The organism is Methylomonas subterranea (genome assembly GCF_024505185.1).
GTDB lineage: Bacteria > Pseudomonadota > Gammaproteobacteria > Methylococcales > Methylomonadaceae > Methylomonas > Methylomonas subterranea.
Map to the genome: position 1 here is coordinate 15,825 of NZ_JANIBJ010000013.1, position 18,327 is coordinate 34,151.

Here is an 18,327-nt window from a genome sequence, read left to right on the forward strand (position 1 = left end):
ACAGCGTATGGCTGTCCTTGCCGTCGTTGGGGTAAACGCTGATACCGATGCTGGCCGTGATTACAATATCGTTACCTTCCAGCGTGAAGGGCTGGGTCAGAATGTCTATAGTCTTTTCCGCGATCCTGCCGGCATCGTCGGCATGCGCGATATCGGTCAGCAGCACTACGAATTCGTCGCGCCCAAGCGGGCCAGCAAATCGTGGCGACGAACCGAACTCCTCAAACGCTCGCTGACGGCCTGCAGCAATAAATCACCCAACCTGTGCCCCAAGGTGTCGTTGATCAATTTGAAGCGATCCAGATCCAGATATAGCAGAGCCAGTTTGGTGTCATGCCGATTTACCGAGGACACGGCCTGTGTCAGGCTGCTATGAAACTGGTCGCGGTTCAACAAGCCGGTCAAGGGGTCGTGGTTGGCCAAGTAAATCAATTGCTGTTCGGCGTATTTGCGATTGGTAATATTCTGGACTTGAATGATGAAATACTGCGGTTCGCCATCCGGGTCGCGTACCAGGGAGGCGCTCAGCATGATCCAGACCATTTTACCGACGGTTTTGTGAAAACATTCCACCTCGATTTGAAAGGTCGGGATTTGGTCCGCCAACAATTGCTTCATATGCCGGTCCAGTTCATGATTTTGCTGATCGCCGTGGGTCAGCATTTGTAAATTGGCGTTCAGCAGTTCATGGTTCGCATAGCCGAATATTTCGCATAGCGCTTGGTTGACTTGCAGGAAGTCGCCGTTCAGGGCCACCAATGCCATGCCGATGGCGGCCAGCTCGAATGCGCTGTGGAAACGCTCCTCGCTCTCGCGCAGTTGTTGTTCCATTTCCCTGCGGGCGCTGATGTCGCGAAATACCATTACCGCCCCCAGCAAACTGCCGTCATCGTCCAAAATAGGGGCAGCACCGTCGTCAACCGGAAACTGAACGCCGGATTGATTCACCAGCAGCGTGGCGCAATTCAAATGGGTGACTTCCAGGTTTTTCAGGGATATAAGCACTGGGTTTTCGATGATCGCGCGATCCGCTTCTCTCCGCAGCGTGATGACATCGCCTATGGATGCGCCTCTGACTTGTTCCAGTGTGTGTTCCGTGGCCGTCTCGGCGGCCGGATTCATGAAGCGAATCCGGCCCCGTTCATCCGTGGCGATCACGGCGTCGCTGATGCAATGCAGTGTCTTGCCGAACCACTGTTCGCTTTCCTTAAGCTTGCGTTCCAACTGGTGTTTATACAGCGCCACTTCTATGGAAGCATGCAGTTCGTCGGGACGAAACGGTTTGATCAAGTAACCGTAGGCGCCCGTGGCTTTTGCGCGTCTTAAGGTGTTGGGATCGCTGTAGGCCGTCAGGAATATCACCGGAATGTGTAGCGTATTGCTAATTGCCCGCGCGGCACTGATTCCGTCCATGTCGCCCTTGAGCACGATATCCATCATGACCAAATCCGGCTTGTGTTCGTGGGCCAGGGAAATGGCTTGTCCACCGGAAAATGCGGTCGCCACCACTTCATAGCCGAAATCCGTCAATTGTTTACGGATATCCATAGCGATGATGCCTTCGTCTTCGACTATCATGATTTTATTGCTTAGCATGGCGGGTTACTCCTGTTCAGGAAAGTTCGGCAAAGCGCAGGGTAAAACTGGTGCCGTCGGTCCTGTCCAGGCTCATTTGCCCCAGCAACTGCTTGGTCAGGGTGTCGACCAATTGCAGCCCCAGCGAGCTGGTGTTTTTGAAATCCAGTTCCGGCGGGAGGCCAACACCGTTATCGCTGATTGTCAGTTCAAACTCGGCTTCGCTTCGAATGAAGCCGATACGGATTTCCCCTGTCTTGTCGTCCGGAAACGCATATTTCAAGGCATTTGATACCAATTCGTTGATGATGAGTCCGCAAGGAATCGCGGTGTCCATATCCAGAAATACGTTGTCTATCCGCAGGCTAATCAGGACATTTCCGGCATGCGTGCCGTAACCGTACAGCAAATGATTGACCAAACTGCGAATGTATTCGTTGAAATCAATTCTGGCCAGATCCTTGGACTGGTAAAGTTTTTCATGCAACAAGGCCATGGCTTTGATGCGGTCGGCGCTTTGTTTTAACAGGTCAGCCGTATTTTGATTATTGACGCTGCCGGCTTGCAGATTGATCAGGCTGGATACCACCTGCAGGTTGTTCTTTACCCGATGGTAAACTTCCTTAAGCAACATTTCCTTTTCGTTGAGCGCTTGCCTCAATTTATCGTTGGCGTTCTTGCGTTCTGTGATATCGACAATGGAGCTGAGCACGATGTTGCCGTTTTCATCGTCTATCAGGCCCAGACCGATTTCCACCGGAAATTCGCTACCGTCCTTGCGCAGTCCGTAAAGATCGCGTCCGGCGCCCATGGGGCGCGAGACCGGTGCGGCCAGATAGGCTTGGCGGAAGGCGATATGGGCAGATCGGAAGCGTTCCGGCACCAGCAATTCTACTTCCCGACCAATCAACTCGTTGCGCTGGTAGCCGAATGACAACTCGGTTTGAGCATTGACCATGACAATCCGGCCTGACTCGTTGATCATGACGATGGCATTCGGCGCCGACTCCACGGCTTGACGGAACCGGCGCTCCATGCGCTTCCGGGCGGTGATATCGACAATCGAACTGAGCACCAGGGTTTCCGCATGGTTTTCTATCAGCCCGAGGCCGATCTCCACCGGGAATTCACTGCCGTCCTTGCGGCGTCCGTAGAGATCCCGCCCCGCGCCCATGGGCCGGGACTCCGGCTTAACCAAATAAGCTTGGCGAAAACCGATATGCGCATCCCTAAAGCGTTCCGGCACCAACATTTCCACGGTTTTTCCGAGCATTTCCTCGCGGCTGTACCCGAATGAATGTTCTGCTTGGGCATTCACCATCAGCATTGTTCCCGAGGCGTTTACCATTACAAAGGCTGTCGGAGCCGACTCCACGGCATGTCTAAGTCTATCCTCGAGCTGTTTATGCGCGGAAATATTCTCGTGGATGATGATGACGCTGCCCAGTTCCTGGTCTGGAAACGGCATGACTTTACCGCTAAACCACAACTGCCCGGATGGCGAGGGAAGAGAGTATTCCATTACAAATTGACTGCCGGCGCCGTTTAATACCGTGCGTATGCCGTTTGCAAAAGCCATGCCGCCTCTGGCGACGGCATGACCGGCTTCCAACAGTTCGAGATAGTTTTGACCGGTTTCGATTTGGAATTCAGCTCGGCCGACGCTGTGTTGCCGTTCGAAATCCAGCCAAGGCTTGTTGATCTGCAAGATATTGCCGGCCGCGTCCAGCACGCAAAAATGTCCGGACAACGCACCGAGCACCGCTCGGGCAAAGCGCTCGGTATGATTCGAATGGCTGACAGCATCAATACCCTGCAACATAGGCGCCCCCCTTGGTTTGGCCGTAGGTTACAGCATGGCAGTCCAGCTTTCAAACTCCGTCGTCTGTTTAGGCATTGCCTGGAGGGTGTTTGCCTATCCATGCGTTGTACTGGGGCTGGCCGAGGAAATTGTCCGAAACCCTCGGCATAGCGCGCGGCTAGCGACAGACCTTATACCAAGCGCTTTCGGCCTTAATCGACAGGAATGTGTTGCGGCCTATTTTGGGCCTGATTGGATTCGGAAAGGGTTGTATTCGATGTTTCCGGCAAATTCAAATAAATACGGCTAATCCCGCAAGACAAGGACAATTTCAGTCTTGAACTTCACGGCTCCAATTGGCACAGGCGTCAGGCTCAACTTCCGACTCGCTTTATAAGTTGGAGGCGGCGAACATGGAATTAGTGTGCCACCATGCCGCCTTGGTTGGGTGGGCGGAAGGTGGCACGGGTATTGGCCGAAATTACGGCTGCTGAATTTTATTTTTCACGATTTTTGGCGTTACAAAAATCAACAATTCGCTTTTGGTATCTTCCATATTTTTATTGGGCGTAAACAACCAACCGAAGCCGGGGATGTCTCCAAACCATGGCACGGAACGCTTTGTGTCATTGACATTGGATTCGTAGACTCCGCCCAACACCACGGTTTCGCCGTCTTCCACCTGTACCCGGGTGTGGACGTTTTTCTTTTCGATAGCCAGTGCGGTACCGCCTTGGGCTTGCGGAACCGGCAAGCCGGGAGCGTCCTTGCTGACTTCGATTTCCATGATGATACTGCCCGATGGTGTGATTTGCGGGGTGACGTCCATCACCAGGGTCGCATCAATGAATTCGGTATTGGTGCCCTGATTGGCCGACGCGGCCGTAAATGGAATTTGCTGACCCTGTTCGATATGGGCAAGTTGCCGGTCCGAGGTCAGTACCCTGGGGTTTGCCAGCTGTTCGCCCTTGCGTTCATTTTGCAAGGCATCGATTTCCAGGCTCAACAGATAATTCGCGCCGCTGGCCAGCGTCATGGCCAAGGCGCCCGGTGGACTGGCGGCGGCCAGGGTATAGCCCAGATCGGCCAACGCGCCCACGTCCGCCGTACTGCTGCTGCGAACGGTGCCGACACCAAATCGCATACCCAGGTCTCTGGCGAAGCCGGTATTTGCAATCACAATGCGGGCTTCTATCATCACTTGCCTGACCGGAATATCCAGTTTGGCAATCATCTTGTGAATTTCTTCCAGTTGAGTGGCGGTATCCTTGACGATCAAGATGTTCGTTCTGCCGTCGGCGATCACGGAACCGCGGGGCGAGAGTATGCGCATATTCGCCACCGTGCCCGCGGTACCGCCGGTACCGCCGGTTTGCACTTGCGCGCCTCCACCGGCACCGGCTCCCGTCGCGCCACAGACCCCTCCACCCCCTCCAGCCCCTCCAGCGCCGCCTGTACTCCTGCCGCCGCTTGCATTGGCCGCGGTGGCGGAAACACTGCGTCCGAGCAAAATCGCGCAAATATTTTCCGCCTTGGCGTAGTTGATTTGGATATTTTCAGTTTTTAAAGGCTCGAGCTCTTCTTGCACTCTTCTGGCTTCCAACTCCTTTTCTTCCAAAACCTTAATTTCTTCGGTAGGCCCAACCAAAATCACGTTACCGTTTTCTCGCTTGGACAAACCGCGCAGTTTCATGACCACATCCAAAACCTGATCCCATGGCACGTCGTTGACATGCAAGGCAATGGAGCCCGATACGGAATCGGTGGTGATAATATTGATTTCCTTTCCCTCTTCGGTTTTGACGTGATCGGCCAGGATCATCAAAACCGCTTTGACATCAATTTCCTGAAAATTCAAGGATAATTTACTGCCGATATAAGGCGTTTTTTCCCGCATTTGCGCTTCTTTTTCCGCCGGCGTCATCGGCCTGAATTCCACCGTCAATAAATTATCGGCCTGATAAGACGAATAATCGTAGTTGGGGTTGTTGGGCGTGATGGTAATTGCGACTCCCTCGCCGCGCGGCATGGCTTCGATTTTTTGCACGGGGGTGGCGAAGTCCGCCACGTCGTAACTTTTGATCAGTGACTCGGGAATTTTGGTGTTTAAAAAGTTCAACACCACTTTCCCTCCGGTCTGCTTGGCATCGACCACGGTATTGGGAGTGCTAAGTCCCAACAACAAACGACCTTCACCGTTGGGTCCGCGTCGAAAGTCTATGCTTTTGATGGATTGCTCGGGCAGAAAGCGGCTGAGGGCGGTTTGCTTGGCGGCGCTGGTTTGGACGATTTTGTTGACCGTGGCCAGAGATCCGGCCGATTTCAGCATGATGTAATATTTGTTGCCGTCGATTTTGGTTTCATAAGGCACTTTTTCCGTCAGGTTGATTACGATGCGTGTGCGGCCCGATGCCTCCACCACATATACCGTATTAGCCGCGCCTTGATTAATGGGAAAGCTTTTTTTGGCCAGATTGCTTTTGACGCCTTCAAAGTCCAATGCCAATCTTGAGGGATTATCGGTTTGAAATATTTTCGGCTCGAAGGCATTACCGCTCAGTTCCAGCTGGATTTGCAGCTGATTACCCGCCAAACTGGAAAACTCCAAATTGTTGATCGTCATTTCTTCGGCTGAAACCGAAAAAATCCATAGCGTCAAAGTCAGCATTAATAGCCATTGACGAGCAAGTCGGCTGTGTAAATTCCCCATCATCATATTCTGCTTAGTACTCATGTCTGTAACCTTAATTACTCAGTCAACGCTAATGTTGCTTGTTGTTCGCGCCAAGTTCCCGGTTTATCGGGCACGATTTCCATTAATTCGATTTTGTCTTCGAGGATACGGATAATCTTGCCGTAATTTTGACCCATATGATTACCCACCTGAACGCTATGTATTGTCCCGTCCTTGGCTTTTATTAAACCCCACAGGCCGCGTTCCGATTTCAGGGTTCCCATCATCCTCAATGTGTCGAGCGAAAAAGCCTCCAGTTCTTCCTTCCGGCGGTCGGTATCCGGCCGAATGCCGCTGACTCCCGAAAGGTCCAGCCCCCCGCTGTCCGTGCTTTTTTCTGCGGGTCGAAATGGGTCTCGCAAACCCTCGGGTTTGAATACAAAACTTTCGACTATCTTTTTTTCCGGCAATGGCGCTATGGTTTCCTTGGGTCTGGCCTTGACCTCGTTTATAAATTTGGTCAAATCACTCACATCGTCACCGCCACATGCTGTCATCAATCCGGACAAAACCACAAGGATCAGACTGAACGGGCGTTTTGGAGTTAACGACTGTGTTGCCAACATCATTTACCCCCTCGTTTTTTGGCCTTTGTCGGCGCCGCAACATTGGGATCGCCTTCATTGTAGGTCTTGATAACAGCCGACATGAGCATGGCGCCTTTTTTATCCTTATCGTCCTTGGCAAACGGCGTGATATTCACATTGTGTACGGTGACAATTCTGGGTAAGGATGCCAATCCGCTGACAAATAACCCAAGCTCTTCGTATTTACCCACTACCTGTATATTGATGGGCAATTCCGAATAAAACTCCTTGCGTACCTCTCCGCTGGGCTGGAACAGCTTAAACTCCAGGCCGCTGGCCAAACCGGTTTGGGAAATATCCACCAACAAATTGGCGACTTCCGCTTTGGTGGGCATCTGTTTCAGCATATCGCCCAGGGAGGATTCTATTTGTTCCAACTGCTCCCGATAGTCCTGCAAATTGATGGCTTTTTTCTGCTTGTTTTCAAAGGAACTTTTAAGACTTTCTTCTTCTTTTTCCAGCACCTCTAGCTCATCGAGCTGAGGAATACTGACGTAATAAACATCGGCGATAATTACCAGCAAGGATACGATGCAACCGGCGGCAATTTTTATCGGGGTGGGCCAGCCCCCCGCCGCATTGATATCCCAATTCACTTCCGATAGATTCATTTCGCGGCTCCCGTCTGATCATCAGCTGCGTTTCTGCCCTGTTTCGCGGTCATGGAAAAATCGTTCATCTGGCCGCTGCTTTTGCCTTCGCCCTTGATGACGCCCAATACCGGGCTATGCAACCATTCCGAATTGTCTATCGCCCGCATATAGGCCGAAATGCGGGCGTTGGACTCGGCCTTGCCGTCCAGGGTCAATGTGGTTTCAACCTGAACAAACTTGGTCAAATAAATGCCTTCCGGGGTAACCTTTGCCATTTCGTCGAACAAGTGCACAATTTCGGGCCGGCTTTCCTGGAGTTTTTGAATGACATCAATCTTGGTCAGCAACTTGTTTTTCTTGTCCTCGATATCTTTGATTTCCGCGATTTTTTTATCCAGTACGGCGATTTCATTCTTAAGCATTTGATTGCGGAAATTCTGGTGCTCTTTTAAGCCTTCGATGTACAGATACACCAAGCCCAGCACCACTATCGTCGCCACCACGGCGGCGCCAATGCCGGCCGCAAAATCCTGCTGTTGCTTCTTGCGTAACTCCTCGCGCCAGGGAAGTAAGTTGATTCTTGCCATTAATCGAAACTCCTTAGCGCCAGGCCGCAAGCAATCATCATGGCTGGCGTATCGTTGCTTAAACTTTGCGGCTTCACGCGATTCGAAAGCGCCATATTGATAAAGGGATTGGCGATGTAGGAAGGGATACCCAGGTCACGTTCGACCAATTTTTCCAGGCCGGCGATCGAAGCGCAGCCGCCAGCCAAAATTAATGCATCGACGCCTCTGTTCGCGCTGGATGAGACAAAAAATTGCAGCGATCGGGCAATCTGCTGCAGCATGGCTTTCTTGAAAGGCTCCAACACGTCCGGAATATAGTTATCCGGCAGTCCGCCATGCCGTTTGGCGAGCCCCGCCTCTTCATACGACAGTCCGTAGCGGCGCTGAATTTCTTCCGTGAGCTGCTTTCCGCCAAAGCCCTGCTCGCGGGTGTAAATGGTTTTGCCTTCGTGCAAGATATTCAATGATGTCATGGTGGCGCCGATATCGGCTATCGCCACGGTTTTGTGTTCCACTCTTTCGGGCAATTGGTCAACCAACAAGGTAAAGGCATTTTCCATGGCAAATGCCTCAACATCCACAATGGCGGCTTTTAAGCCGGCGTAAGCCAAGGCCTCAACCCGGTCTTCTATATTTTCCCGCCGCGAAGCGGCCAACAACACATCCAGCATTTCCGGGTTGCTTTTCGATACGCCCTGCACATCGAAGTCGAGGTTTACTTCATCCAGCGAATAAGGAATATATTGATCCGCCTCCACCATGATCTGTTCTTCCATCTCGGCGGTACTCAGCGACGCCGGCATGGATATGATTTTGGTCATCACCGAAGAGCCGGCCACGGCGACGCACGCGCGCTTGGCCTTGCTGCCGGATTGTTTGACCGCCGTTCTTATGGCATTGCCTATCAGTTCTACATTGGTAATGTTTTTATCAATAATCGCGTCCTGCGGAAGCGGCGCCACCGCATAGCTCTCAACCTTGAAGCGAGCGCCGGTTCGACTCAATTCCAATAATTTAACCGCTGCCGTGCTGATATCGATACCAAGCAATGCGGACTGATTCCTGTTAAACCAGCTCATGAATGAAACCTATTAAACGTAAATATATTAAAAGGATCCGTAATCTTTCTAAAAAAAATTGCAGAATCCAACTTTTGAGCAAGTATAGATAGGTTTTATAATTTTCACACCCCAAGCGCACGGTAATTTCCAACTTTCGGTTGTCCCCTTGCCCAAAAGCGGGTATTTTGCCCGCCATCATCAAACCCGATTAAATTCCGAACTCCGTGCCCTTAAGGAAAAAGCCCAAGCCAAAGCGTTTGCTAGCAACACTGTTCAAGTGGCTTTTTTTGGCTTTTTTGAGTTTTTTTGTCTGTTTTTTGGTGGCTTGTTATTTTTTCATTGTCGAGCTCAGCAAGGAGCTACCCGACATTGGTACATTGGAAAACGTTCAATACCAGACGCCGCTCAGCATTTATACCCAGGATAATTTGCTGATTGGACAATTCGGCGAAAAAAGACGCATTCCCGTCACGATCCAGGAAATCCCCCGCTTACAAATTCAAGCCTTTCTCGCCGCCGAAGACGAACGCTTTTACTCCCATCCCGGCGTGGACGTTAAGGGTTTGTTAAGAGCCGCCAATCAATTGCTGACCACCGGTAAAAAAACTCAGGGCGGCAGCACCATCACCATGCAGGTGGCACGGAATTTTTTGCTTGGTAAGGAAAAGACTTACTTGCGCAAGTTGAAGGAAATTTTACTCGCCATTCAAATCGAGCAACGCTACTCCAAAGACCAGATTCTTGAACTCTATTTGAACAAGATTTACATGGGGCAACGCGCCTATGGACTGGCCGCCGCCGCCCAGGCTTATTACGGCAGAAATCTGGATGAACTTAAACTTTACCAACAAGCCATGATAGCCGGACTGCCCAAGGCGCCATCGATTTACAATCCCATCGTGAATGCGGAAAGGGCTTTGGAAAGACGAAATTATGTTTTGAGGCGCATGCTGACCTTGAATGTTATCCAGCCCGCGGAATACCGGCAAGCCATCGATACGCCCGACGACTCGGCAATCCAGCCTAGCCCTATCCAATTCAGCGCCCCTTTTATCGCCGAAATGGCACGGCAGGAGTTGGTCGATCAATATGGCGAAGATGCTTATACCTTGGGCTTGAAAGTCTATACAACCGTTCCGTCCCGGTTGCAGCAAGCGTCGGACAAGGCGGTTCAAGGCGCGCTGCATCAATATGACGAACGCTACGGCTACCGGGGGTTACCGCATGCGAAGCTTGCACCTGGTAGATCCCTGTTGACCTTGAAATCCCTGGGCGCCTGCCGACAAGCCGTAGTGACAAGCGTGTCGACGGCGGGCATAGGGGTAATGGTGGCTGATGGCGCCACTATATTGATTGCTTGGGAAAATGTACCCTGGAAGGTACTTAAAAACCGTTCCAACGGCACGCAATCCATCAGGCCCAATGATCTGGTCTGGATTCGGCAACTGAGCGATCAAGATTGGGCTATCAGTCAAATACCCGCCGCGGAAGGCGCCTTTGCCGCCATAAATCCTAATACCGGCGCCATATTGGCCCTGAGCGGTAGTTATGATTTTTATCTCAGCCGCTTCAATCGCGCCACCCAATCCAAGCGGCAACCCGGCTCGGGATTCAAGCCCTTTATCTACGCCGCCGCGCTGGAAAAAGGTTTTACAGTCGCCAGTATTATTAATGATGCACCCATCGTTGTAGCGGATCCGTCGCTGGCGAACGACTGGCGGCCGGAAAATTATACGCGTAAATTTTTGGGGCCGATTCCGTTACGAACCGCCTTGCGTCAGTCCATCAATCTGGTTTCCATTCGGCTGCTTCAGGATGTCGGCATACCCAGTGCTTTGGAAACTGCCATGCGGTTTGGCTTTTCCCGCGAACAATTGCCCGCAACCTTGTCGCTGGCCTTGGGCAGCGGTCATGCTCCGCCGCTCAAAATGGCGGCCGCTTATGCCGTATTCGCCAATGGCGGCTTTTTGGTAAACCCCTATTTGATCGAGCGCATTGAAGATCACTCCGGGGCCATTCTTTTCAGGGCAAATCCGAAAGCGGTGTGCCGGGAGTGTGCGCTTGACTCGCAAAATGGAGCCAACGCCGCTCCGCGGGTCATTTCGCCACAAATCAATTTTTTAATGACCAGTCTGTTACGGGACGTTGTTGAACGAGGTACCGCAACCCAGGCAAAACAATTGGGCAGGGGCGACCTGGCTGGAAAAACCGGCACTACCAACGACCAGCGCGACGCTTGGTTCAACGGCTTTACCCCGGACGTTTCCGCGTCGGCATGGATAGGCTTTGATAATTCGCAATCCCTGGGCAAGGGCGAGACTGGCGGTAAAGCTGCGCTGCCTATGTGGATTGACTTTATGCAAACCGCTTTGCGGGACATTCCAGAAGCACCGCTGAGCGTGCCGGAAGGCATAGTTCAGGCCTACATCAATCCGGCCGACGGCTTATTGCTCGATCCAAGCAACAAAAATGGACAATGGGAATTTTTTATCGCCGATACGGCGCCGCAACGATATTCCCAGCCTAAACAGCAGGATGAGTATGAGATTGACGAGGAGTGGTTGAAGGAGTCGTTATTTTAGAAGTGTTAAATAACTGATAGCCGCTCGTTGTTACCAGCGGCTATGAGGGACAGCCGGCTGAACTTATTTACCGAATTTTTTACGGAATTTATCAACGCGGCCGGAAGTATCAACCACACGCTGTTTACCGGTATAAAATGGGTGGCAGGAAGAACACACCTCTATGTGCAAATCTTGCGACAAGACCGAGCCGGTTTGAAAGGTGTTACCGCAGCCGCAAGTGACAGTAATCTGTTTATATTCAGGGTGAATTTCTGGTTTCATATTGCTCACATACCCGTTTTGGGCTACATCATAATAGAGAACTGCTTATGATAAGGCCTGTCAAAAATTACCGCAATAAAAAATTCATCGCCCAGGGCCGCCGATTTAGTTTTTTAAGGCACGGCATCGCCAGCGGGAGGCATCCGCATCACCAAAAATGCCAAAATGATGGCCGGGATGCCGATGATAGCCGCGTAAATAAAAAAACCCTCATAGCCGTGTTCTGAAACTATTTGGCCGGAAAAGCCGCCGATCAACTTTGCCGGCAAAGTCATCAGCGAACTGAACAAAGCATATTGGGTCGCCGTGTAGGCAGTGTTGGTTAACCCGGACAGATACGCTATGAAAACGGCGGAGGCAATACCGCCGCAAAGGTTGTCGGCGCTCACCACGCCGGCCAGCAAATAAAGATTAGGCTCGACCACGGCCAGCACAGCAAACAGTAAATTGGTCAACGCCACGATAACGGCGCCGAACAGCAGAGGCCGCATTATGCCGTAACGCAAGACAAAAACACCGCCCAGCGAAGTACCCAGAATGGTCATAAAGAATCCGAACACCTTGGTTACGTCGGCGATTTCTTTTTTGCTGAACCCCAGATCCAGGTAAAACGGGTTTGCCATGACTCCCATGGCAATATCGCTCATTTTATACAACGCTATCAAGGCCAAAATCAGCAAGCCTCGGCGGCCGTTGCGGCGGAAGAATTCTATAAAGGGGCTGACAACCGCATCCAAAAACCAACGCAACAATACGGTATTGTTTTCCGCATTGAATGATTGTTCCAGTGTTTGTTCGACGGCTTGCGCTGCTTGATTGAGCTCGTGTCTGGGCTCATAAATCAACAGAGTTGAAACAATGCCCACCAGCATCAGCGCGGCCATTACCTGATAGGAAATTTGCCAATTGACGAATTCCGCGATATACAAGGCGCCGGCACCCGCCGCCAGCAACGCCAACCTATAGCCGAACACATAGGTGGCGGCCATGGCGCCCTGAAATTTAACGGCAAGCACTTCAATGCGATAGGCATCGATAACGATGTCCTGAGTGGCCGAACAAAACGCCACCCAAACGGCCAACCAAGCCAATTGCTCCAGTTGACTGTCAACCGAAAGCAAGCTCATGCCCCACAAGCCGGCCGCAATGCCTACTTGAGAAAGTATCATCCAGCCGCGCCTTTTGCCGAAAACCCTGGTTAACAGCGGAAGCGGCAAACGGTCTATGACCGGCGCCCAAAACACCTTGATTGAATAAGCGACGCCTACCAGACTGAAATAGCCGATAACGGCAAGACTGACCTGCTCATCCGCCAACCATGCGGACAAGGTCGAAGAAACCAGGATGAAGGGAAGGCCGGCGGAAAACCCCAAGAAGATCATACCCAGCACTTCCGGCTGGGTATAAACGGAGAAAGCCTGGCGCCAACCTTGCGGGTTCATTGCCAAGGGCTTTCTCTGTTGAACGGTAGGACTGCCAAAAACCGCTTTATCCGTTGATCAGATAATGCGTGACGATGCTGGCTATGTAGCCGCCCGCAATCACCGGCGTCCATTTCAAATGACTGAAAAAGGTGTACTTATGGTTGGATTGCCCCATCAAGGCCACGCCAGCAGCTGAACCGATTGACAGCATCGAGCCGCCGACACCCGCGGTCAGGGTTACCAGCAACCATTGATAAAGATCCATATCGACGCCCATGTTCAATACCGCAAACATTACCGGGATATTGTCGACAATCGCGGAAATGATGCCGACCAGAATATTGGCGGTTGTCGCGCCCAAACCGTCATACATGCCGACGGACATTAATTCCAGGTAGCCGATATAGCCCAAACCGCCGACCGCGAAAACCACGCCGAAGAAGAACAACAGCGTATCCCACTCGGCATTTTTAACCTTGTTGAAAATATCGAAGCCGTCGCCGCCTTCGACGCTATAACGCACGTGCAGCGCATGGCCATACAACATCAGTACAGACAAGCCCAACATCATGCCCATGAAAGGCGGCAAATGCAAAAATTGCTTAAAACTAACCGCGGACACGATAGTCAAGCCGAACAAGCCGCAAATGATCAATGCACCGGGCTTCATTTCGACCGCGGCTTCGTCGGTTGCCACGGGTTGTTCGTCCGGCACTGCTTGCCACATGAAGAAAGCCGGCACCGCGTAGTTCACAATTGAAGGAATAAACAATTTGAAGAAATCAAAAAATTCCGCATAGCCTGCCTGCCAAACCATCAGGGTAGTAATGTCGCCGAATGGGCAAAACGCGCCACCGGCGTTGGCCGCTATCACCAGATTGACAAAACCTATGGAAATGAATTTTTCGTTATCCGCGCCCACCGCCAAAACCACGGCGCCCACCAGCAAGGCGGAAGTCAGATTGTCGGCAACCGCCGACAGAAAGAAGGTAATAATGCCGGTAATCCAAAACAGTTGCTTATAACCGAACTGTTTTCTGATCATCCATGAGCGGAGCGCCTCGAATACGTTACGTTCCGCCATGGCATTGATATAAGTCATGGCCACCAGCAGGAACAGCATCAACTCCGCGTATTCTTTTAAGTCGTGCTCGAAAGCCTGATGCAACTGCTCGCCGGGTACGCCGGCTTCCTGCGCCAAAATGGCCACGTGAGCCCAGATCACGGCGGCCGCGAAAATGACCGGTTTCGATTTACGCAAATGCGTGAACTCTTCGGTCATTACGAAGCCGTATGCCACTATGAAAATCAGCACGGTGTAGACACCCCGTTCGGTTCCGGTAAGCCCGAGATTTTTAAGCTCTTCGGCCATGGCGATTTCCGGCAAAAACAGCAAGCCGGCCAAAATCAATAGTAAGCGCAACAAGATAACCCCCTATATCTAATAAATTATGGTCATAATTAACAGTGAAAAAATCAACTGGGCATGTTATCACCATACAATAATCTTTGTCATTTAATGCCTGCCGGTATATTATTCCGAGCCTTATCGAAATTCTCCCTACAGTAAAAATCATTTCTAAATGTATCAATATAACGAGCAAGATCAAACACTTATTGAGGAGCGCGTTACTCAGTTCCGAGGACAGACCCAACGTTTCCTGAATGGCGATCTCGGCCCCGACGAGTTCCGCGCCCTGCGCCTGATGAACGGGCTTTATGTCCAGACCCACGCCCCCATGCTCAGGGTAGCCGTACCCTACGGCCTGCTCGCTTCCAGGCAACTCAGAATGCTGGCCAAAGTGGCCCGCGACTACGACAAGGGCTATTGTCACTTCACCACTCGCCAAAACGTTCAATACAACTGGCCCGCCCTGGAACGCGTACCCGACCTGCTGGCCGAATTGGCCACGGTACAAATGCATGCCATTCAAACCAGCGGCAATTGCCTGCGCAACACCACCTCGGACCATTTGGCCGGCGTTTGCGTGGATGAGTTGGAAGATCCGCGCCCCTATTGCGAAATCATTCGCCAATGGACGACCTTGCACCCCGAGTTCGCCTACCTGCCGCGCAAGTTCAAAATTGCCGTCAGCGGCTCGGAACATGATCGCGCGGCCGTGCAATTACACGATATAGGCGTCTATCTGGTTCGCAATGATCAAGGTGAAATCGGCTTTAGAGTTTTGGCCGGTGGCGGTCTGGGCAGAACGCCCATCATCGGTCAAACCGTAAAGCCGTTCCTTGAGAAAAAATATCTGCTGTCTTACTTGGAAGCCATCCTGCGGGTTTACAATTTACTCGGCCGGCGCGACAACAAATACAAGGCCCGCATCAAGATTCTGGTCAAGGAGACCGGGCTGGAGAAATTTATCGCCCTGGTGGAAGCGGAATGGCTACAGATTCGAGACAGCATGCTATTGGAAGATGAGCGCATTGCCGCCATGCGGGCGCATTTCGCCCCACCCGCTTACGAATCCGCCGCCGGCAGCGATACCGAGCTGGCTCAGCGCTTGGCCGACGATGCCGGTTTCGCCAAATGGGTTAAATACAATAGCGCCGATCATCGGGTCCCCGGTTATCGGGCCGTGTTTGTTTCTCTAAAAGAGCCGGACTCTCCGCCGGGCGACATTACCGCCGAGCAACTGGATGCCTTGGCGAATCTAGCCGATGAATACAGCTTTGGCGAAGTCCGCAGCACTCATAGGCAAAATCTGGTATTGGCCGATGTAAAACAAACCGACCTTTACACTCTCTGGCAAAAACTTGACGCCTTGAAGCTGGCCACGCCGAACATAGGCACAGTGACCGATATGATTTGCTGCCCGGGACTGGATTTTTGTTCGCTTGCCAATGCCGGCTCGATCGGCATCGCCAGGGAAATCAACGAGGCGCTGGATGACATGGACTACATTCACGACATCGGCGACATCAAAATCAACATGTCCGGCTGCATGAACGGCTGCGCCCACCAAAGCGTCGGCCACATAGGCATTTTAGGCGTCGATAAAAAAGGCGAAGAGTGGTATCAAATTACCTTGGGCGGTTCCTCCGAAAATGAAGCGGCCATCGGCGAGCGCCTTGGACCGGCGGTAGCCAAGCAGCAGATTACCGAATCCATTACCCGTATTCTGGATGTCTACGTTCAGCAGCGCCTGGAAGACGAAACGTTTTTGCAAACCGTCAAGCGCGTGGGCCTGGAACCTTTTAGAGAAAAAGTTTATGCCAATCATTAAAGATCAACGGATTTTAGAGAATACCTGGACATTTGTGGCTGACGACGCCCCGCTGCCCGGCGGAGACATCACGGTGTCGGCTCAACGCTGGACGGAAGACAAGGCCGCCCTATCGCAACATGCCGGCAAGTTGGGAGTAAGACTGGCGCCGACCGATAACATCGCCGCGCTCGGCGAAGACTTGTCGCTTATTAAATTAATTGAACTGAATTTCCCGGCTTTTAATGACGGCCGCGCTTTTTCACAAGCCCGGTTGTTGAGAAGCCGATATGGCTATCAAGGCGAAATTCGCGCGGTCGGCAACTACATGGCCGATCAGGTTTTTTATTTGCACAGGGTTGGTGTCGATGCATTTGAAGTCAACCACCCCAAGGAACTGGAATTGGCGCTGTCTGCTTTTAAGGATTTTACGGTGCGCTACCAAGCCTCCACTTTGTAATCCCTCCGGTCGCAATAATCGGCCGGCATAAAAAAACCGGTCAACCTAATTGGTTGACCGGTTTTTTGTTGAGCAAAAATCCTTATCTGCCCTTGAGGATGCTGATCCCTTTTAATAAATTCAAGGCTTCGTGCAGCGGGTAATCGCGAATATCCGCATCTGATTCAATGTCATCCGAGTCTTTATCCTGTTTATCCTTGCCGTCCACTTTTTCGTTGTCTTCGGTTTTCTTTTTATCGCCGTTGCCGTTGGACAAATGACCCGATAAATCAGCTTCCTTGACTGAATCAAACTTGGCTTTTTCCAGCGCTTCCAGTTTGACGCGGGCCAAGGTCACGTCGGGCTCTATGCCCTCCGCTTGAATGGATCTACCCGACGGTGTGAAATAACGTGCCGTAGTCAGTTTGACCGCGCCGCCGTTGCTGGTTGGTAAAATGGTTTGTACCGAACCTTTACCGAACGATTTTTCGCCCATAATGATGGCGCGCTTGTGATCCTGCAACGCGCCGGCCACAATCTCGGAAGCCGAGGCCGAGCCGCCATTGATCAATACCACAATCGGCGCGCCATCAATCACATCATCAGGCGTAGCGTTAAAACGCATTTCCGAATTTTTGATGCGGCCCTCGGTATAGACGATCAAGCCGGACTCTATAAAGGCGTCACTGACATCAACGGCGGCATTCAACACGCCGCCCGGATTGTTGCGTAAATCCAGAATGACGCCCTTGAGCGGCGCTTCGTTTTCTTTTTTCAGTTCCTCTATGGCTTCAACCAAACTTTCGCCGGTGCCGGATTGAAAGCTGCTGATCCGTAAATAGCCGAAGTTTTTCTCCAGCATCCGGCTTTTAACGCTTTTGACTTTGATGATGTCGCGGGTAAGTTCGAATTTTAACGGAGCCTCCGCGCCTTCCCGAATCACGGTCAAGACGATTTTGCTACCCGGTTCGCCCCGCATGATTTTTACCGCGTCTCCGAGTGTCATGCCTTTGACCGGTTTGTCATCGAGCCGCACAATCAGATCTCCGGCTTTAATGCCTGCCTTTTGCGCGGGCGTGTCATCTATCGGCGACACCACTTTAACAAAACCGTTTTCCATTCCCACTTCAATTCCCAGGCCGCCGAATTGACCGGTAGTCCCTTCCTGCAACTCTTTGTATTCTTCATTGATCAGATAGGCGGAATGAGGATCCAGTCCGGACAGCATGCCGCGGATGGCATCTTCTAGCAGTTTCTTATCGGATACCGGCTCGACATAGTCTTGCTTGATGCGTCCGAAAATTTCGGTAAAGGTTCGCAACTCGTCGAAGGGCAAAGTTTGCATGTCTTCGGATTTTGAGGAAACGGCGGCCTCCCTTTCCGCCAGGACACTGCCGCATATACTGACCGTGGCTCCCAGGGTGAATCCAACCAATAAAATCAAAATGTTTGTTTTTTTCCGCATGTGTTTTAAAGCTCCAAC

General features: G+C 51.7%; 13 protein-coding genes and 1 pseudogene. 3 read left to right on the forward strand and 11 right to left on the reverse strand.

Annotation, left to right across the window (positions count from 1 at the left end):
• Window position 1 precedes the first annotated feature (1 nt).
• The 7 genes and pseudogenes from NP590_RS08475 to NP590_RS08505 form a co-directional block, all read right to left on the reverse strand.
• Window positions 2–1,596, reverse strand: a pseudogene (locus NP590_RS08475) (diguanylate cyclase domain-containing protein); the annotation flags it as partial.
• Between the two features lie 16 nt (window positions 1,597–1,612).
• Window positions 1,613–3,397 carry a sensor histidine kinase gene (locus NP590_RS08480; protein ID WP_256601906.1) on the reverse strand — a complete coding sequence of 595 codons (1,785 nt, stop codon included), beginning with the start codon at window positions 3,395–3,397 and terminating at the stop codon, window positions 1,613–1,615.
• Window positions 3,398–3,857: 460 nt separating this feature from the next.
• Window positions 3,858–6,110 carry a type IV pilus secretin PilQ gene (locus NP590_RS08485; protein WP_256601907.1) on the reverse strand — a complete coding sequence of 751 codons (2,253 nt, stop codon included), beginning with the start codon at window positions 6,108–6,110 and terminating at the stop codon, window positions 3,858–3,860.
• Window positions 6,111–6,124: 14 nt separating this feature from the next.
• Complete coding sequence (locus NP590_RS08490) at window positions 6,125–6,676, reverse strand: pilus assembly protein PilP (RefSeq protein ID WP_371927285.1); 552 nt, start codon at window positions 6,674–6,676, stop codon at window positions 6,125–6,127.
• The gene (locus NP590_RS08495; protein WP_256601909.1) at window positions 6,676–7,308 is read right to left on the reverse strand and encodes a type IV pilus inner membrane component PilO; all 633 of its coding nucleotides are present in this window, start codon (window positions 7,306–7,308) and stop codon (window positions 6,676–6,678) included. The genes NP590_RS08490 and NP590_RS08495 overlap by 1 nt, the downstream gene beginning before the upstream one ends.
• Window positions 7,305–7,877 (reverse strand): PilN domain-containing protein, encoded by a 573-nt coding sequence (locus NP590_RS08500; RefSeq protein WP_256601910.1) that lies wholly within the window; start codon window positions 7,875–7,877, stop codon window positions 7,305–7,307. The genes NP590_RS08495 and NP590_RS08500 overlap by 4 nt, the downstream gene beginning before the upstream one ends.
• A complete protein-coding gene (locus tag NP590_RS08505; protein WP_256601912.1) occupies window positions 7,877–8,938 on the reverse strand; it encodes a pilus assembly protein PilM in 1,062 nt (353 codons plus the stop codon). The genes NP590_RS08500 and NP590_RS08505 overlap by 1 nt, the downstream gene beginning before the upstream one ends.
• A gap of 269 nt (window positions 8,939–9,207) precedes the next feature.
• Between NP590_RS08505 and NP590_RS08510 the strand changes: the two genes are divergently transcribed.
• Window positions 9,208–11,502, forward strand: coding sequence for a penicillin-binding protein 1A (locus NP590_RS08510; RefSeq protein WP_256601913.1), 2,295 nt, complete (start codon window positions 9,208–9,210; stop codon window positions 11,500–11,502).
• A 63-nt stretch (window positions 11,503–11,565) separates the two neighbouring features.
• Here NP590_RS08510 and rpmE read toward each other — a convergent pair whose 3' ends face one another.
• From rpmE to nhaD, 3 genes are all read right to left on the reverse strand, one after another.
• Window positions 11,566–11,766 (reverse strand): 50S ribosomal protein L31, encoded by a 201-nt coding sequence (rpmE, locus tag NP590_RS08515; RefSeq protein WP_256601915.1) that lies wholly within the window; start codon window positions 11,764–11,766, stop codon window positions 11,566–11,568.
• A 113-nt stretch (window positions 11,767–11,879) separates the two neighbouring features.
• Complete coding sequence (locus NP590_RS08520; RefSeq protein ID WP_256601998.1) at window positions 11,880–13,208, reverse strand: AmpG family muropeptide MFS transporter; 1,329 nt, start codon at window positions 13,206–13,208, stop codon at window positions 11,880–11,882.
• Between the two features lie 46 nt (window positions 13,209–13,254).
• A complete protein-coding gene (gene nhaD, locus NP590_RS08525) occupies window positions 13,255–14,616 on the reverse strand; it encodes a sodium:proton antiporter NhaD (RefSeq protein ID WP_371927280.1) in 1,362 nt (453 codons plus the stop codon).
• Between the two features lie 157 nt (window positions 14,617–14,773).
• Here nhaD and NP590_RS08530 point away from each other — a divergent pair, with 157 nt between their 5' ends.
• Entirely contained in the window at window positions 14,774–16,426 is a 1,653-nt protein-coding gene (locus NP590_RS08530) for a nitrite/sulfite reductase (protein ID WP_256601916.1), read from the forward strand.
• Entirely contained in the window at window positions 16,413–16,865 is a 453-nt protein-coding gene (locus NP590_RS08535) for a DUF934 domain-containing protein (RefSeq protein WP_256601917.1), read from the forward strand. The genes NP590_RS08530 and NP590_RS08535 overlap by 14 nt, the downstream gene beginning before the upstream one ends.
• A gap of 82 nt (window positions 16,866–16,947) precedes the next feature.
• On the opposite strand, the gene NP590_RS08540 is transcribed toward NP590_RS08535, so the two are convergent.
• The gene (locus NP590_RS08540) at window positions 16,948–18,309 is read right to left on the reverse strand and encodes a S41 family peptidase (RefSeq protein WP_256601918.1); all 1,362 of its coding nucleotides are present in this window, start codon (window positions 18,307–18,309) and stop codon (window positions 16,948–16,950) included.
• Window positions 18,310–18,327 lie beyond the last annotated feature (18 nt).

Excerpts from the sequence above, each read along its gene's own strand:
- NP590_RS08480 (WP_256601906.1), bottom strand. The coding sequence starts at position 3,397 with ATGTTGCAGGGTATTGATGCTGTCAGCCATTCGAATCATACCGAGCGC.
- NP590_RS08485 (WP_256601907.1), bottom strand. The coding sequence starts at position 6,110 with ATGAGTACTAAGCAGAATATGATGATGGGGAATTTACACAGCCGACTT.
- NP590_RS08490 (WP_371927285.1), bottom strand. The coding sequence starts at position 6,676 with ATGTTGGCAACACAGTCGTTAACTCCAAAACGCCCGTTCAGTCTGATC.
- NP590_RS08495 (WP_256601909.1), bottom strand. The coding sequence starts at position 7,308 with ATGAATCTATCGGAAGTGAATTGGGATATCAATGCGGCGGGGGGCTGG.
- NP590_RS08500 (WP_256601910.1), bottom strand. The coding sequence starts at position 7,877 with ATGGCAAGAATCAACTTACTTCCCTGGCGCGAGGAGTTACGCAAGAAG.
- NP590_RS08505 (WP_256601912.1), bottom strand. The coding sequence starts at position 8,938 with ATGAGCTGGTTTAACAGGAATCAGTCCGCATTGCTTGGTATCGATATC.
- rpmE (WP_256601915.1), bottom strand. The coding sequence starts at position 11,766 with ATGAAACCAGAAATTCACCCTGAATATAAACAGATTACTGTCACTTGC.
- NP590_RS08520 (WP_256601998.1), bottom strand. The coding sequence starts at position 13,208 with ATGAACCCGCAAGGTTGGCGCCAGGCTTTCTCCGTTTATACCCAGCCG.
- NP590_RS08530 (WP_256601916.1), top strand. The coding sequence starts at position 14,774 with ATGTATCAATATAACGAGCAAGATCAAACACTTATTGAGGAGCGCGTT.
- NP590_RS08535 (WP_256601917.1), top strand. The coding sequence starts at position 16,413 with ATGCCAATCATTAAAGATCAACGGATTTTAGAGAATACCTGGACATTT.
- NP590_RS08540 (WP_256601918.1), bottom strand. The coding sequence starts at position 18,309 with ATGCGGAAAAAAACAAACATTTTGATTTTATTGGTTGGATTCACCCTG.